This window comes from Mesorhizobium sp. M0659, from assembly GCF_040320605.1.
In the GTDB taxonomy this organism is placed as follows: Bacteria; Pseudomonadota; Alphaproteobacteria; order Rhizobiales; family Rhizobiaceae; genus Mesorhizobium.
The window spans coordinates 18,220-32,462 of the sequence record NZ_JAMYPY010000001.1 but is presented as its reverse complement, the minus strand read 5'-3'; the positions used below and the strand labels follow the sequence as shown (position 1 = coordinate 32,462).

Genomic DNA, 14,243 nt, shown 5'->3' with positions numbered 1-14,243 from the left:
GATTTTTCCGGTTCAGGCGGCGCGCAGCAACAGGCGTGGCGCGTTGGCGGCGACAGGCCGCTTGGGCTTGTATGCGCGCAGCCAGAGCCGGCAGCCGGCGCCGGCCATCGCGACCGCAGGCGTCAGGACAAACCCGTCATGGACGATGCGCAGATGCGTGCCGCCGGAAACGGTGCGGGCGAGTGTGAAGGTGACGATGCTCCCCAGCTCCTCGCGGTCGGCGTCGCCGGAACGCTCGCGCCAGGAATAGCGCAGCAGGCGCCCCGGTTCGGCATCGAGCACTTCGCACTCGATCGGCTTCTCAGGCCCGGCAAAGGCAAAGCGGCTGCCGGTTTCCGGATTGATGTCGTTCGGCATCATCCATTCCGCCAAGAGGTCCGGCACGGTCAGTGCCCGCCACACTTTTTCCGGTGCGTCCGGCAGATCGCATTCGAAGGCGAGGGCATCTTTGGCGGTCTGCGTCTGCTTTTCGTCGGTCATTGGTCCATGTCCTTCAAAACGGCCTTCAGTCTTTCGATGCGCTCCGGCCAGAATGCGCGGTAGCGTTCGATCCAGCCGAGCAGCGGCTCGAGCCCTTGCGGATCGGCGCGATAGTAGGCGTTGCGGCCGGCGCGTCTTTCGCTGACCAGGCCTGCGCCGCGCAGCACGGCAAGGTGCTGCGACACCGCCGGCTGCGACACGCTCATGCCGGTGCGCAACTCCGACACGCTCATCTCGCCGGAAGTCAGCCGCTCGTAGACGGCGCGTCGCGTCGGGTCGGCCAGGGCGCGAAAAATCTCTGCTTCGATCATGGCAAAAGCATAAGTCGATACTTATCGATTTGGCAAGGGGTGTTTTGAATGCCGCGTATTGATTGGATCCTGCCGGGCCTCTAAGCCGTGGGGAACAAGATGGGCCGATCATCGCGAGGCAGGAGTAGTATTTATGAATTCCAACGTCGATCTTTCGTCCGCCGAGAACCTCAACGAGGCTCTGAGGCTCTATCGCCGCCTCGTACTCGGTATAGGAGCGATCGCCGTCATCGGTTTCGTGGCCGTGATCTTGTTGGCCAAGCTGGGTACGGCGCTATCGCCGCCATACGGGATTTACATCTTCGGCGAAGGATTGGGGACCTGGGGCCTGATCGCGGTGGTAGCGGCGCTCGTCGCTCAGGTGTGGTGGCACGGGCGCGCGATCGGGAAATTGCTGAATGACCCGGCTCTGAAATCTGAACCTGCAGTCGGGCTGATGTCGGCGCCAACCGTGATCGCACAGCGCGCCCATGGCATGGGCATGGAGTGGAGCGGCTTTTTCGGTCCGTTGCGGCCAGCTAAAAAACGGCGCTGACGACACCGCTTCTCGCCCCTGCGTGTCAGCTAAATCCACGCGCCCGCGTCGGCGATTGCTGCCATTCCTTGACAATCCGTGGTTAACAGTATAGGAACGAAAAGGGAACAAAAACCTTGTGGGAAAAGCCAGCCGCGGCAAGCCAGGATTGTGCGCGGCCTGTAAGGTGAACGACTTGAAATTTGTTTCGGATGAGCACGGAGAAGTGTCATGGCGGGTAGCGTCAACAAGGTCATTCTGGTCGGTAACCTCGGCGCGGACCCTGAAATCCGCCGCCTGAATTCCGGTGACCCGGTCGTCAACATCCGCATCGCCACGTCGGAAAGCTGGCGCGACAAGAATTCCGGCGAGCGCAAGGAAAAGACCGAATGGCACAACGTCGTCATTTTCAATGACCAGATCGCCAAGGTCGCCGAGCAGTACCTTAAGAAGGGCATGAAGGTTTACGTCGAAGGCCAGCTGCAGACACGCAAATGGCAGGACCAGACCGGCGCCGACAAGTACACGACCGAAGTCGTGCTGCAGAAATTCCGCGGCGAGCTGCAGATGCTCGATTCTCGCGGCGAGGGCGGCGGTCAGGTCGGCAACTATGCCGGCGGCGGCGGCGCGAGCCGTGGCTCGGATTTCGGCCAGTCTGGCCCCAATGAGAGCTTCAACCGCGGCGGCAACAGCGGTGGCGGCGGTTCCAAGGGCGGCGGTGGCGGCGGCTCGTCGCGCGAACTGGACGACGAAATCCCGTTCTGAGCTGACGATAGTCAGCGATATCTGAGGAGAGGGCGCGATGTCGCTCGGACCGCTTCTATCGGCGCGCCCTCCCATTCCATGGCACGCCTTCGCGGCCCTTGCCGCGCTTGCCATTGGCGCTACGCAACTGGCGCTGCCGAAAGGCACGACGCGTCATCGTGTCGTCGGCTATACCTGGGCGGCGCTGATGCTGGTCGTCGCCATCTCCAGTTTCTGGATCCAGCAGATACGCCTCGTCGGTCCGTTCAGCCCGATCCATCTCTTGTCGATGTTAGTGTTGATCGCCGTGCCGCTGGCGGTCTGGCACGCGCATATGCATCGGGTCGCCACACATCGCAGGGTCACGATATCGCTGTATGTTTTCGCCCTGATCGGCGCCGGCGTGTTCACGCTGCTGCCGGGGCGGATCATGCACACGGTCGTCTTCGGCCAGTGACGCTTTCTGAAAGGAAGATTGCCGTGAAAGCCCGGATCAAATGGGTCGAGGAGCGCACCTTCGTCGGCGAGTCCGGGAGCGGCCACAAGGTTGTGCTGGGAACCGCCTCCGGGCCGGAAGGCAAGACGCCGGGTCCGAGCCCGATGGAGATGGTGCTGATCGGCACCGGCGGCTGCTCGGCCTATGATGTCGTCCACATCCTCGAAAAAGGCCGCGAGGCGATCGAGGACTGTGTTGTCGAACTCGACGCCGACCGGGCCGAAACCGACCCGAAAGTCTTCACCCGCATCCACATGCATTTCATCGTCACGGGCCACGCGCTGTCGCGCGACAAGGTCCAGCGCGCCATCAACCTGTCGATCGAGAAATACTGCTCGGCCTCGGCCATGCTGGCCAAGACGGCTGTCATCACCCACGATTTCAAGGTCGTCGATACGGCGGTGGAGTAGGGGCTGCCGTTACCCCGCCATCAGCGCCTTGATGCCATCCGCGACGAACTGAACCGCAAGCGCGGCCAGGATGACGCCGAGCAGGCGGGTGAGGATCGAGCGGCCGGTCTGGCCGAGGATGCGGTCGATGCGCTCCGACAGCACGAACACCAGATAGGTGATGGCAAGGCAGACGAAGATGATGCCGACCAGCGCCGCTTGTGCTGCAAAACCCTGAAACGAGCCCGACAGTAGCACGGTCGCCGAAATCGCACCGGGGCCGGCGATCAGCGGGATCGCCAGCGGGAAGGCCGCGATATTGTGGATCATGTCCTTGGTGATGGCGACGTCGCCGATCTTCTCCTTGCGGTCCTGGCGGCGCTCGAACACCATTTCGAACGCGATGAAGAACAGCAAAAACCCGCCGGCGACGCGGAAAGCCGGCAGCGTGATGCCGAACACCGACAGGATGGAGGCCCCGGCCACCGCAAACAGCGCCATCACCAGGAAGCCGATGATCGAGGCGCGCACCGAGACCTGCTGACGTTCCTCGCGGTTCATGCCGCGTGTCACCGCGAGGAAGAGCGGCGCGAGACCTGGCGGGTCGATGGTCACCAGAATGGTGACGAAGGCGTTGAACAGGCTGTCGAAACTCGGCATCGCTGACCCCTCCCGCCGGGCCGGACCCCTGCGCCACGATAGTGGTAGAGCAAAGCCTGGCCGGTGGGAACCGTCTGAGATGGCGGTACCGGAGACGCCGGCAGTGTTAGGCGGCAGCGTTGCAACAGGCCTCCAGGCGATAGCCGTCGGGATCGACGATGAAGGCAGCGTAATAGTTCTCGCCATAGTCGGCGCGCAGCCCCGGCGCGCCATTGTCGCTGCCGCCTGCACGCAAGGCGTCGGCGTGAAAGGCGTCGACGCTCCGCCTGGTCGGCGCGGTAAAGCAGAAATGCAGACCGGACTTCTCGTCCGATGGCACTGGCCGCTCCGCGTCGTTCACCCACAGCGCGACGGCTTGCGCACCATAACCCAGTGAGCCTGGCGACTGGCTGAGGCAGGAATAACCGAGCGGCTTTAGCGCGGCATCGTAGAAGGGCTTCGAAACGTTGGTGTCGCGGACGCCGATCGAGACATGGTCAAGCATGCTTTTGGTCACCTTTTTGCAATATGTTGCGTCATCAGTCGTGGGCGACGCGGCGCGCCAGGAACTCGACTTCGAGACGCCATGTCTTGCCATCGTCGTGCGAACGCTCGCCGAGCCAGCGGAAGCTGTCTTTGGTGATGCGCGAAAAGCTCCAGCGGACCGAGGAACCAGTGCCGTCGGCGCCGACCTGCACAATCGTGTCGCCTTCGGCGCGACCAAGCTGGCGGCTGTAGTATTGGTTGCGCGGGTCGCTCCAGAAGATGTGCCAGGCATCCGAGCCGGGATCATAGGCCCGAAGCGTTGTGCCATAGAAAGTCCATTTGCGGAGCGAGGGCGAGGGGCCGGCATCGCGTGCGGGCAGGATCCATACGTCCTGGATCGCCCTGCCTTCCAGGACCCAGCCGAAATGCACCTCGCCGCGTCCGGTGAGAACCGTGCCGTCCTCGAGATGGCGCGTGGCATCGAATGTCCAGGCGCCGACGAAGCGGCCGTAGAGATCCAGCTTTTCAGCCAGGCCGGAATTGGGGCCGTCGCTGTGGAGCGCTTCGGCAAAGGAGGATGTACCGATCATACTTGCTGCCTTCGTAGTGTCAGGAGGCTGCAAGCGATAGGCCCCGACCGGGTGTCGCGCTTGGGAAAAATTGCTATCTTTCAAGCCATGACGACGAGCGAACAAAACCTGGCATCGGGGCAGGGTTGGTATGTCTGTGACGTGCTGTGCACGGCCGGCGCCGGCGACCGCCCGTTCGAGGAGGCGCACGACACCTTCTGCGTTGCCGCTGTCACCAGCGGCACCTTCCGCTACCGCACCAGGCAAGGCGCCGCCATGCTGGCGCCGGGCGCGATCCTGCTCGGCAATGTCGGCGCCTGCTATGAATGCGGGCATGAGCATGGCGCCGGCGACCGTTGCCTGTCCTTCCACTTCGCTCCGGCCTATCTCGACCGCATCGCCAGCGACGTGCCCGGCGCGAGCAAGCTCGCCTTCGGCGTGCCGCATATGCCGCCCTTGCCGGCGCTGGCATCGCTGCTGGCCGAGGCGGAAGCGGCGCGCGAGATGGTCGACATCGACGCCTTTGAAGAGCTTGGCCTGCGAATTGCCGGCGCAGCACTGGCAGTTGCCGGCGCAGCACTGCCCGTCGCCAGCGATGCGGTGCCTGGCGTTCGACCGCCGAGCCGCCGCGACCAGAAACGGGTTGCCGAGGCGGTGCGGCAGATCGAGCTCAATGCCGACAGGCCGGTCTCGCTTTCCGAGCTTGCCTGCGCGACGGCGACCAGCCCGTATCATTTCCTGCGCACCTTCCGGCAGGTCGCCGGCATGACGCCCTATCAGTTTCTGCTGAGAACCCGGCTGCACCGCGCGGCGGTGCGGCTGCGCATGTCAGGCGATGCCATCTCGGAAATCGCCTTCGAGGCCGGTTTCAACGATTTGTCGACGTTCAATCGCCGTTTCCGGCGCGTCATGGGTGAGACGCCTGGCCACTATCGCTCCCGGCGGGTGGCTACCCGCTGACGCGTCTGTCTGCCTCCAGATACGCTCTTGACTTGGAAAACTGTCCTTCGCAGGCTTTTGCCCCTGGCGGCGGCGAATGCGTTATGGCCAAATCGTCGCAATCAGAGGTATCCATTTGAATTTACCGCTGAAATTGTCGTTGGAAAAGCACCACGAATATTGGAGTTTCGGCCGTGCTTCCTATATAAGCGGTCAATGATTCCTGATTAGATTGTGATCCGATTTGACCGACCAAAAACCCCCGCGCGGCGCCGACGGCGGCCCCACCGGCATCGAGCCCATCTCCATCATCGAGGAGATGCAGAGCTCCTACCTCTCTTATGCCATGAGCGTGATCGTCAGCCGTGCGCTGCCCGATGTGCGCGACGGCCTGAAGCCGGTGCACCGCCGCATTCTCTATGCGGCGCATGAGAGCGGTTACCACTGGAACCGCAAATATGTGAAGTCGGCCCGCCCGGTCGCCGACGTGATGGGTAAATACCATCCGCATGGCGACGCCTCGATCTACGACGCCTTGGTGCGCATGGCGCAGGACTGGTCGCTGCGCGTTCCGCTGATCGACGGGCAGGGTAATTTCGGCTCCATCGACGGCGATCCGCCGGCGGCGATGCGCTACACCGAATCGCGGCTGACCAAGGTCGCGCATGAACTCCTGGAGGACATCGACAAGGAAACCGTCGATTTCCAGGAGACTTATGACGCATCCGACACCGAACCGAAGGTGCTGCCGGCCCGCTTCCCCAATCTTCTGGTCAACGGTTCCGGCGGCATCGCCGTCGGCATGGCCACCAACATCCCGCCGCACAATCTGGCCGAGATCTGCAACGGCGCCATCGCCATCATCGACAATCCGGCGATCGATTTGCCGGCGCTGATGGAGATCATTCCGGGTCCCGATTTCCCGACCGGCGGCATCGTGCTCGGCCGTTCCGGCATCTACAGCGCCTATGCGACTGGCCGTGGCTCCATCGTCATGCGCGGCAAGGTCAATGTCGAACAGCGCGGAAACGACCGTGAATCGATCATCATCACGGAAGTCCCGTACCAGGTGAACAAGGCCTCGATGATCGAGAAAATGGCCGAGCTGGTGCGCGACAAGCGCATCGAAGGCATTTCCGACATTCGCGACGAAAGCGACCGCCAGGGCTACCGCGTCGTCATCGAGCTGAAGCGCGACGCTGTCGCCGATGTCATCCTGAACCAACTTTATCGCTTCACGCCGCTGCAGACCTCCTTCGGCGCCAATATGGTGGCGCTGAACGGCGGCAAGCCGGAAGTGATGAACCTGACCGACATGCTGAAGGCATTTGTCGGCTTCCGCGAAGAGGTGATTAGCCGGCGCACGAAGTTCCTGCTGCGCAAGGCGCGTGACCGTGCCCATGTATTGGTCGGTCTCGCCATAGCCGTCGCCAACATCGACGAAGTGATCAAGCTGATCCGCACCGCGCCCGATCCGCAGACGGCGCGCGAGCAGCTGATGGAGCGGCGCTGGCCCTCCGGCGACGTCGAGTCATTGATTCTGCTTATCGACGATCCGCGCCATCGCATCAACGAGGACGGCACCTACAACCTGTCCGAGGAACAGGCGCGCGCAATCCTCGAACTGCGCCTGCAGCGCCTGACCGCGCTCGGCCGTGACGAAATCGCCGACGAGCTGAACACGATCGGCGACGAGATCAAGGATTACCTTGACATTCTGTCGTCCCGCGCCCGCATCCAGCAGATCGTCAAGGACGAGCTTGCCGCCGTGCGCGACGAGTTCGGCACGCCGCGCCGCACCGAGCTCACCGACGGCGGCGCCGACATGGAAGACGAGGACCTGATCCAGCGCGAGGACATGGTCGTCACCGTCAGCCATTCCGGCTACATCAAGCGCGTGCCGCTGTCGCTCTACCGGGCGCAACGCCGCGGCGGCAAGGGCCGCTCCGGTATGTCGACCAAGGAAGAGGATTTCGTCACCCGGCTGTTTGTGGCCAACACGCATACGCCGGTGCTGTTCTTCTCCTCGCGCGGCATCGTCTACAAGGAAAAGGTCTGGCGGCTGCCAATCGGCAATCCGCAGTCGCGCGGCAAGGCGCTGATCAACATGCTGCCGCTGGAGCAGGGCGAGCGCATCACCACCATCATGCCGCTGCCGGAGGACGAGACCAGCTGGGGCGAACTCGACGTCATGTTCGCCACCACGCGCGGCACCGTGCGCCGCAACAAGCTGTCCGAATTCGTCCAGGTCAACCGCAATGGCAAGATCGCCATGAAGCTGGAGGAGGAGGGCGACGAGATTCTCGGCGTCGAGACCTGCACAGACAATGACGATGTGCTTTTGACCGCCAGCTCCGGCCAGTGCATCCGCTTCCGCGTTGGCGATGTGCGCGTCTTCCAGAGCCGCAATTCGGTCGGCGTGCGCGGCATAAGCATGGCCGAGACCGACCGCATCATCTCCATGTCGGTGATCGAGCATGTCGATGCTTCACCGGCGGAACGCTCCGCCTACCTCAAGCGGGCAGCACTGGAGCGGCGGCTTGCCGCCGAGGTGACCGGCGAGGAAGAAGAGATTGCACTCACCAATGAGGAGATTGGCGAGGAGACCGAGCTTTCCGACAGCCGTTACGAAGAGCTCAAGGCGCATGAGCAGTATGTGCTGACGGTGACCGAATATGGCTACGGCAAGCGCTCGTCATCCTACGATTTCCGCCTGACCGGACGCGGCGGCAAAGGCATCCGCGCCACCGACGTGTCGAAGGTGGCCGAGATCGGCCAGCTGGTGGCGACTTTCCCGGTCGGCAATGACGACCAGATCATGCTGGTTTCGGATGGCGGCACGGTCATCCGGGTGCCGGTCAACGGTATCCGTTTCGCCAGCCGCGCCACCAAGGGCGTGACCATCTTCAACACCGCCGAAGGCGAGAAGGTGGTTTCGGTCGAACGGATTTCGGAGCCGCAGGCCGACGAGGATGTCGAAGAGGGTGTCATTGAGGCCGGCGCCGGAGATGCCGTACCGGACAGCACCGAATAGGTTTGAGCAACAACGCCGGCCCGATGGGCCGGCGCAAACAAGAAACTAGCAATAAATCAGGGGCGACGATGGGGCCAGCGAGCGCCGAAACCTTCGAACCGCTTTGTGCGGACACGGACGCGCTCTGCCTCGCTATGCAATCCGAATGCGGTGGCGATCAGCATGGCGACGGTCATTGCGGTGGCGAGCATGTAGATCAGCATGTGCGTGTTCTCCTGCGCCTATCCAACGGTTAGATCGGGTTTTGGTTTCATCTTCCGAAGTGCAAACTAGCGAACGCGGCGTGAAGTCTTCGTGATCAAGGCATTCATCTGTCGTTCATGTCTGCGAAAAGGTTCACGCAGATGTTCCCAATCGCATTTGCCTTCCGCCCAATGCCCCGCTAGAAGCACCTCCCATGACCGATCGCATCGCCCTTTATGCCGGCTCCTTCGACCCGCTGACCAACGGCCATCTCGATGTCCTGAAGGCATCGCTGGCTGTCGCCGACACGGTTTATGCGGCGATCGGCACCCACCCCGGCAAGACGCCGCTGTTTTCCTTCGACGAACGGGTGAAGCTGATCGAGGCCGCGACCAAGGCCGAATTTGGCCGCGACGGCGACCGTATCAAGGTCGTCGCCTTTGACGGGCTGGTCATCGACGCGGCCCGCAAGCATGGCGCCTCGATCATGATCCGCGGCCTGCGTGACGGCACCGATCTCGACTATGAGATGCAGATGGCTGGAATGAACGAGACGATGGCGCCGGAACTGCAGACGGTTTTTCTGCCCGCCAGCCCGTCGGTACGCACCATTACCGCCACACTTGTGCGCCAGATAGCCTCGATGGGCGGCGACATCCGTCCGTTCGTGCCGGCCGCCGTTGCCGGCGCGCTCACCGCCAAATTCGCGAAATAGTGCATGTCGCCCAAAAGTGGATGCCGGTTTTGGGGCAACGACATGCACCCTAACAAAGACCTTCGGAGATCCCTTATGCAGCTGAAAAAGCTCGCCTCGTTCCTCGTCGTGCTTGCCGGTCTCGTGACCGCATCCGTTTCGGCCTTCGCCGCCGAGCCGGAAAACACCATGATCATCACCTTGAAGAACGGCGACGTCACCATCGCGCTGCGCCCTGATCTGGCGCCCAAACATGTCGCGCAGATCAAGAAGCTGGTGCGCGAAGGCGTTTACGACGATGTCGCCTTCCACCGCGTCATCAACGGCTTCATGGCGCAGACCGGCGACGTCAAGTTCGGCAACATGAAGAAGGGGTTCAGCCCCGAAGCCGTCGGCACCGGCGGTTCCGAGCTGCCTGATCTTCCGGCCGAATTCTCGCAGAGCGAACATTTCAAGCGCGGCACGCTCGGCATGGCCCGCTCGCAGGATCCGAACTCCGCCAATTCACAGTTCTTCATCATGTTCGCGCCGGCGCCAAACCTCGATGGCCAGTACACCATCGTCGGCAATGTCGTCAGCGGCATGGAGCTGGTGGACAAGATCAAGAAGGGCGACGAGGCCGACAACGGCACGGTCAGCGACCCCGACCGCATGATCAAGGTACGCATCGCCGCCGACAAGTAAACCTATCAAATCATTCTGTTTTCTGAGATAAAGGAGATCCGACATGGCTGAGATCAAGGACCGCGAAAACGCGCTCATCCTGGAAACGACCAAGGGCAAGGTCGTCATCGAACTGTTTCCCGACCTGGCCCCCGGCCACGTCGCCCGCATCAAGGAACTGGCCCGCGAAGGCGCCTATGACGGCGTGGTTTTCCACCGCGTCATCGAAGGCTTCATGGCGCAGACCGGTGACGTCAAGTTCGGCAATTCGACCAAGCCCACTTTTGCCCCCTCCCGCGCGGGCATGGGCGGTTCCGAGAAGCCTGACCTGAAGGCTGAATTCTCCAACGCCAACCATGGCCGCGGCACCTGCTCGATGGCCCGTTCGCAGAACCCGAACTCCGCCAATTCGCAGTTCTTCATCTGCTTCGACGATGCCGCTTTCCTCAACCGCCAGTACACGGTCTGGGGCCAGGTCATCGAAGGCATGGACAATGTCGACAAGATCAAGCGCGGCGAGCCGGTGGTCGATCCCGACAAGATCGTGTCGCTGAAGGTCGCGGCCGACGTCAAGTAAGGACAAACGACGATGATGGGCGTGGTCTGGTCGCTGCTCGGCATCCTGTCAGGCGCCTTCATCGCCGTCCAGGCGCCGATCAACTCGCAGCTGGCGCGCGGCCTGGGGCTCCCGGTCGCGGCTGCTGCGTTTTCGTTCCTGTCGGGCGCGATCGTGCTTGGTATTATCTCCATTGCCGTTGTGCGGCTGCAGGACATCTCGCTCGACTGGAAGGCGCCGGCGCCTTGGCTGTTCATCGCCGGCGGCATGCTCGGCGGTTTCTATGTTACCCTGTCAACCATTCTTACGCCGCGCATTGGTGCAGCCGCGTTGATGGCGTTCCTGGTTGCCGGCCAGTTGCTGGCCGGCATGCTGATCGATCGCGTCGGCATTCTCGGCGTGGCGGTGCGCGAGATTTCGCTCGGCCGCATCGCCGGCGCGGTGCTGCTGTTGGCCGGAGCGCTGCTCGTCCGGCTCTACTGATGCGCGTCGATCTCTTCGACTTCGACCTGCCGGAGGAGCGCATCGCGCTGCGCCCGGCCGAGCCGCGCGACAGCGCCAGAATGCTGGTGGTCAGGCCAGGCGAAGACTTTGCGGACCGCGCGGTGCGCGACCTTCCGTCCTTGCTCAGAACGGGCGACGTGCTGGTCTTCAACGACACCAAGGTCATTCCTGCCCAGTTAAGAGGCATCAGGCGGCGCGGCGAAGCGCAGGCGCAGGTCGACGCCACGCTGCATATGCGCATGGCGCCGGACCGCTGGCTGGCCTTCATGCGGCCTGGCAAGCGCATCGCCGCCGGCGACCGCATCCATTTCGGCCATGACGGCAATTCCTGTTTTCTCGGCCAACTCGACGCCACGGTGATCGAGAAGGGCGAGGCCGGCGAGGCGTTGCTCGGTTTCGACCTCTCCGGCCCGTTTCTCGACGAAGCGCTGCGCGCCGTCGGCCACATCCCGCTGCCGCCCTATATCGCGTCGAAGCGCGACGACGACGCGCGCGACCTGACCGACTACCAGACCATCTATGCCAAAGAGGAAGGTGCTGTGGCAGCGCCCACCGCCGGCCTGCATTTCACGCCGGAACTGTTTGCAGCACTCGACGCAAAAGGCATCGAGCGCCGCTTCGTCACGCTGCATGTCGGCGCCGGCACCTTCCTGCCGGTCAAGGCCGATGACACCGCCGACCACAAGATGCATGCCGAGACCGGCTCGGTCAGCGAAGCGACAGCCGACGCTCTGAATGGCGCCAAGGCGCGGGGCGGGCGCATCATCGCTGTCGGGACGACCTCGCTGCGCCTGCTGGAGAGCGCGGCACGGCCTGATGGCTCGCTGACCGCCTGGTCCGGCCCGACCGACATCTTCATCACGCCGGGCTATCGGTTCAAGACCGCCGACCTGCTAATGACCAATTTCCATCTGCCGCGTTCGACGCTGTTCATGCTGGTTTCGGCCTTCAGCGGCCTAGATACGATGCGTGCGGCCTATGCTCATGCCATCGGGAACGATTACAGGTTCTATTCCTACGGAGATGCAAGCCTGCTTTATCGAGCGGAGATGAGCGATGGACGATGACCTGCAGGCCTTTGATCGCGAAAGCCTGATCGCCGAAGTGAAGAAATTGCGTGCCGGCATTCGCCAGCATCGCGATGCCACCGGCCACGATTTGTGCTGGCATCACCCCGATCTGTGGGATCTGTTGCCGGAAAAGACCGATCCATCGATGCCGTGCCGCCCTGGCCGAGATTCATGCGCGGCTGCATCCACTACCGGCAGTCGCTCGACAGACAGGCGCCGGGCGCGCCTGTCCATGACAGGGAATTCAATGGCTGAGACATTCACCTTCAAGATCCTCGCCACCGACGGCAAGGCGCGGCGCGGTTCCATCACCATGCCGCGCGGCGAAATCCGCACGCCGGCCTTCATGCCGGTCGGCACCGGCGGCACGGTCAAGGCCATGTATATGGACCAGGTGCGCGGCGTCGGCGCCGACATCATCCTGGGCAATACCTATCATCTGATGCTGCGCCCCGGCGCCGAGCGCGTGGCGCGGCTTGGTGGGTTGCATGAATTCGCCCGCTGGCCGCAGCCGATCCTGACCGACAGTGGCGGTTTTCAGGTCATGTCGCTGTCGAAGCTCAGAAAATTGACCGAGAAGGGCGTCACCTTTCGCTCGCACATTGACGGCGCTGCCTACGAGATGTCGCCGGAGCGCTCGATCGAGATCCAGGGCCTGCTCGATTCCGACATCCAGATGCAGCTCGACGAATGCACAGCGCTGCCGGCCGACCTCAAGCAGATCGAGCGCGCGATGGAGCTGTCGCTGCGCTGGGCCGAGCGCTGCAAGACAGCGTTCGGCGATCAGCCCGGCAAGGCGATGTTCGGCATCGTCCAGGGTGGCGACAACGCAGCTCTCAGGGTGCGTTCGGCGCAGGCGCTGAGCGCGATGGAACTGAAGGGCTATGCGGTCGGCGGCCTGGCCGTCGGCGAACCGCAAGCGGTGATGCTGGATATGCTGGAGATCACCTGTCCGGAATTGCCTGACAACAAGCCTCGATATCTCATGGGCGTCGGCACGCCGGACGACATCGTGAAATCGGTGGCGCGCGGCATCGACATGTTCGACTGCGTGATGCCGACCCGCGCCGGCCGCCATGGCCTGGCCTATACCAGGCGCGGCAAGGTCAATCTCAGGAATGCCCGCCATGCGGACGATCCGCGGCCGCTGGACGAGGAGAGTGACTGCCCGGCGGCACGCGACTATTCACGCGCCTATCTGCATCATCTCGTGCGCTCGCAGGAGGCGCTGGGGGCGATGCTTCTGACCTGGAACAACCTGTCCTACTATCAGAAGCTGATGCAGGACATTCGCGCCGCGATCGAGGCCCGGGCCTTTGAGGCGCGCACGGCTGAGATTTCCGAGGCATGGGCGAGGGGTGATATTCCGGTGCTGTAGCCGGGCCTCAGGTACTGAGCGAATTCGCTGCGCGCAAGCTGCAGCCGGTGATCTGAAAGCTGCCGTCGGGCTGCTGTTCCAGCGTGTAGACCGCCTCATAGTCCTTGCCGTCGGGTCCGACGATCAGCACTTGCTGGATTATCGAAGTTGGCCCCATCTGCTCGACCTTGCCGAAGGAATAGCTCTGCGGCTGGCGCACCGGCGGATAGCCGTTGGTCACCATGTTCATGAAGGTGTCGACGGTCGGAAAGATGCGCTTCACATTTGGAGCGGCGAAACTGTACGCCTTGGCGCCATCATTGGCGATGAGCGCCTTCAACTGACCATCGATGACGGCCTGGCCGGCCTTGACTTCGGCGTCGCCGGCAAGGGCTGCCGAGACGAACAACGCGAACAGCAATGAAACGACTGCGAATGCGATGCGGCGCATGGCCTGTCTCCATTGTCCTCAACAAAACCTGTCCCAGGACGCATCATACCATACGCTTGGCGGAGCCTCACGGTTTCAGCAACCGCAATATTTGCCACGCAAGTGCCACAAGATCATGCTTAAGCCTCCTTTAACGCGGGGCGCGCATCGTAGGGACGGGTGGG

At 62.9% G+C, this 14,243-nt stretch carries 19 protein-coding genes and 1 pseudogene; 13 read left to right on the top strand and 7 right to left on the bottom strand.

All coding sequences use genetic code 11. The features are described 5' to 3' along the window. Positions 1 to 12: 12 nt before the first annotated feature. Positions 13 to 480, bottom strand: coding sequence for an SRPBCC family protein (locus tag NKI31_RS00190; RefSeq protein ID WP_023819863.1), 468 nt, complete (start codon positions 478 to 480; stop codon positions 13 to 15). Then, complete coding sequence (locus NKI31_RS00185) at positions 477 to 791, bottom strand: ArsR/SmtB family transcription factor (protein WP_023670944.1); 315 nt, start codon at positions 789 to 791, stop codon at positions 477 to 479. The genes NKI31_RS00190 and NKI31_RS00185 overlap by 4 nt, the downstream gene beginning before the upstream one ends. 133 nt (positions 792 to 924) lie before the next feature. On the opposite strand from NKI31_RS00185, the gene NKI31_RS00180 reads away from it, so the two are divergent. The 4 genes from NKI31_RS00180 to NKI31_RS00165 all read left to right on the top strand — a co-directional run bounded on the left by NKI31_RS00180 (position 925) and on the right by NKI31_RS00165 (position 2,955). Beyond that, positions 925 to 1,326 carry a hypothetical protein gene (locus NKI31_RS00180; RefSeq protein WP_023730163.1) on the top strand — a complete coding sequence of 134 codons (402 nt, stop codon included), beginning with the start codon at positions 925 to 927 and terminating at the stop codon, positions 1,324 to 1,326. Between the two features lie 210 nt (positions 1,327 to 1,536). After that, the gene (ssb, locus tag NKI31_RS00175) at positions 1,537 to 2,070 is read left to right on the top strand and encodes a single-stranded DNA-binding protein (protein ID WP_023670946.1); all 534 of its coding nucleotides are present in this window, start codon (positions 1,537 to 1,539) and stop codon (positions 2,068 to 2,070) included. A 37-nt stretch (positions 2,071 to 2,107) separates the two neighbouring features. Continuing rightward, a complete protein-coding gene (locus NKI31_RS00170; protein WP_352649965.1) occupies positions 2,108 to 2,506 on the top strand; it encodes a DUF2306 domain-containing protein in 399 nt (132 codons plus the stop codon). Positions 2,507 to 2,529: 23 nt separating this feature from the next. Further along, positions 2,530 to 2,955: an OsmC family protein gene (locus NKI31_RS00165; RefSeq protein ID WP_023829668.1), complete on the top strand. Its 426-nt coding sequence runs from the start codon at positions 2,530 to 2,532 to the stop codon at positions 2,953 to 2,955. Positions 2,956 to 2,964: 9 nt separating this feature from the next. Here NKI31_RS00165 and NKI31_RS00160 read toward each other — a convergent pair whose 3' ends face one another. From NKI31_RS00160 to NKI31_RS00150, 3 genes are all read right to left on the bottom strand, one after another. Beyond that, positions 2,965 to 3,594 (bottom strand): MarC family protein, encoded by a 630-nt coding sequence (locus NKI31_RS00160; protein ID WP_023670949.1) that lies wholly within the window; start codon positions 3,592 to 3,594, stop codon positions 2,965 to 2,967. A 106-nt stretch (positions 3,595 to 3,700) separates the two neighbouring features. After that, entirely contained in the window at positions 3,701 to 4,078 is a 378-nt protein-coding gene (locus NKI31_RS00155; RefSeq protein ID WP_352649963.1) for a VOC family protein, read from the bottom strand. A 34-nt stretch (positions 4,079 to 4,112) separates the two neighbouring features. Continuing rightward, positions 4,113 to 4,649 carry a hypothetical protein gene (locus NKI31_RS00150; protein ID WP_352649961.1) on the bottom strand — a complete coding sequence of 179 codons (537 nt, stop codon included), beginning with the start codon at positions 4,647 to 4,649 and terminating at the stop codon, positions 4,113 to 4,115. Positions 4,650 to 4,736: 87 nt separating this feature from the next. Here NKI31_RS00150 and NKI31_RS00145 point away from each other — a divergent pair, with 87 nt between their 5' ends. After that, a complete protein-coding gene (locus NKI31_RS00145) occupies positions 4,737 to 5,588 on the top strand; it encodes a helix-turn-helix transcriptional regulator (protein WP_352649959.1) in 852 nt (283 codons plus the stop codon). Between the two features lie 223 nt (positions 5,589 to 5,811). Next, entirely contained in the window at positions 5,812 to 8,601 is a 2,790-nt protein-coding gene (gyrA, locus tag NKI31_RS00140) for a DNA gyrase subunit A (protein ID WP_023688627.1), read from the top strand. 56 nt (positions 8,602 to 8,657) lie between these two features. Here gyrA and NKI31_RS00135 read toward each other — a convergent pair whose 3' ends face one another. Further along, positions 8,658 to 8,804: a hypothetical protein gene (locus NKI31_RS00135; RefSeq protein ID WP_023670953.1), complete on the bottom strand. Its 147-nt coding sequence runs from the start codon at positions 8,802 to 8,804 to the stop codon at positions 8,658 to 8,660. Between the two features lie 194 nt (positions 8,805 to 8,998). On the opposite strand from NKI31_RS00135, the gene coaD reads away from it, so the two are divergent. The 7 genes and pseudogenes from coaD to tgt all read left to right on the top strand — a co-directional run bounded on the left by coaD (position 8,999) and on the right by tgt (position 13,649). Further along, positions 8,999 to 9,499 (top strand): pantetheine-phosphate adenylyltransferase, encoded by a 501-nt coding sequence (gene coaD / locus NKI31_RS00130; RefSeq protein WP_023670954.1) that lies wholly within the window; start codon positions 8,999 to 9,001, stop codon positions 9,497 to 9,499. 168 nt (positions 9,500 to 9,667) lie between these two features. Continuing rightward, positions 9,668 to 10,162, top strand: a complete 495-nt coding sequence (locus NKI31_RS00125; protein WP_352650346.1) for a peptidylprolyl isomerase — start codon at positions 9,668 to 9,670, stop codon at positions 10,160 to 10,162. A 43-nt stretch (positions 10,163 to 10,205) separates the two neighbouring features. Continuing rightward, the gene (locus NKI31_RS00120; RefSeq protein WP_023730156.1) at positions 10,206 to 10,718 is read left to right on the top strand and encodes a peptidylprolyl isomerase; all 513 of its coding nucleotides are present in this window, start codon (positions 10,206 to 10,208) and stop codon (positions 10,716 to 10,718) included. 12 nt (positions 10,719 to 10,730) lie between these two features. Further along, positions 10,731 to 11,180 carry a DMT family transporter gene (locus NKI31_RS00115; RefSeq protein ID WP_352649956.1) on the top strand — a complete coding sequence of 150 codons (450 nt, stop codon included), beginning with the start codon at positions 10,731 to 10,733 and terminating at the stop codon, positions 11,178 to 11,180. Beyond that, a complete protein-coding gene (gene queA / locus NKI31_RS00110) occupies positions 11,180 to 12,268 on the top strand; it encodes a tRNA preQ1(34) S-adenosylmethionine ribosyltransferase-isomerase QueA (protein WP_352649954.1) in 1,089 nt (362 codons plus the stop codon). The genes NKI31_RS00115 and queA overlap by 1 nt, the downstream gene beginning before the upstream one ends. Further along, positions 12,258 to 12,526 (top strand): annotated as a pseudogene (locus NKI31_RS00105) (hypothetical protein). Before queA ends, NKI31_RS00105 begins: the two are co-directional and overlap by 11 nt. Next, positions 12,519 to 13,649 carry a tRNA guanosine(34) transglycosylase Tgt gene (gene tgt, locus NKI31_RS00100; RefSeq protein ID WP_023826990.1) on the top strand — a complete coding sequence of 377 codons (1,131 nt, stop codon included), beginning with the start codon at positions 12,519 to 12,521 and terminating at the stop codon, positions 13,647 to 13,649. The pseudogene NKI31_RS00105 and the gene tgt overlap by 8 nt, the downstream one beginning before the upstream one ends. Before the next feature lie 7 nt (positions 13,650 to 13,656). Here the strand turns inward: tgt and NKI31_RS00095 are convergent, their stop codons facing one another. Beyond that, a complete protein-coding gene (locus tag NKI31_RS00095) occupies positions 13,657 to 14,079 on the bottom strand; it encodes a DUF4864 domain-containing protein (RefSeq protein ID WP_023730151.1) in 423 nt (140 codons plus the stop codon). Between the last annotated feature and the right edge of the window lie 164 nt (positions 14,080 to 14,243).

Coding starts and splice junctions, on each gene's coding strand:
- NKI31_RS00190 (WP_023819863.1), bottom strand. CDS start 480: ATGACCGACGAAAAGCAGACGCAGACCGCCAAAGATGCCCTCGCCTTC.
- NKI31_RS00185 (WP_023670944.1), bottom strand. CDS start 791: ATGATCGAAGCAGAGATTTTTCGCGCCCTGGCCGACCCGACGCGACGC.
- NKI31_RS00180 (WP_023730163.1), top strand. CDS start 925: ATGAATTCCAACGTCGATCTTTCGTCCGCCGAGAACCTCAACGAGGCT.
- ssb (WP_023670946.1), top strand. CDS start 1,537: ATGGCGGGTAGCGTCAACAAGGTCATTCTGGTCGGTAACCTCGGCGCG.
- NKI31_RS00170 (WP_352649965.1), top strand. CDS start 2,108: ATGTCGCTCGGACCGCTTCTATCGGCGCGCCCTCCCATTCCATGGCAC.
- NKI31_RS00160 (WP_023670949.1), bottom strand. CDS start 3,594: ATGCCGAGTTTCGACAGCCTGTTCAACGCCTTCGTCACCATTCTGGTG.
- NKI31_RS00155 (WP_352649963.1), bottom strand. CDS start 4,078: ATGCTTGACCATGTCTCGATCGGCGTCCGCGACACCAACGTTTCGAAG.
- NKI31_RS00150 (WP_352649961.1), bottom strand. CDS start 4,649: ATGATCGGTACATCCTCCTTTGCCGAAGCGCTCCACAGCGACGGCCCC.
- NKI31_RS00145 (WP_352649959.1), top strand. CDS start 4,737: ATGACGACGAGCGAACAAAACCTGGCATCGGGGCAGGGTTGGTATGTC.
- NKI31_RS00135 (WP_023670953.1), bottom strand. CDS start 8,804: ATGCTGATCTACATGCTCGCCACCGCAATGACCGTCGCCATGCTGATC.
- coaD (WP_023670954.1), top strand. CDS start 8,999: ATGACCGATCGCATCGCCCTTTATGCCGGCTCCTTCGACCCGCTGACC.
- NKI31_RS00125 (WP_352650346.1), top strand. CDS start 9,668: ATGATCATCACCTTGAAGAACGGCGACGTCACCATCGCGCTGCGCCCT.
- NKI31_RS00120 (WP_023730156.1), top strand. CDS start 10,206: ATGGCTGAGATCAAGGACCGCGAAAACGCGCTCATCCTGGAAACGACC.
- NKI31_RS00115 (WP_352649956.1), top strand. CDS start 10,731: ATGATGGGCGTGGTCTGGTCGCTGCTCGGCATCCTGTCAGGCGCCTTC.
- queA (WP_352649954.1), top strand. CDS start 11,180: ATGCGCGTCGATCTCTTCGACTTCGACCTGCCGGAGGAGCGCATCGCG.
- tgt (WP_023826990.1), top strand. CDS start 12,519: ATGGCTGAGACATTCACCTTCAAGATCCTCGCCACCGACGGCAAGGCG.
- NKI31_RS00095 (WP_023730151.1), bottom strand. CDS start 14,079: ATGCGCCGCATCGCATTCGCAGTCGTTTCATTGCTGTTCGCGTTGTTC.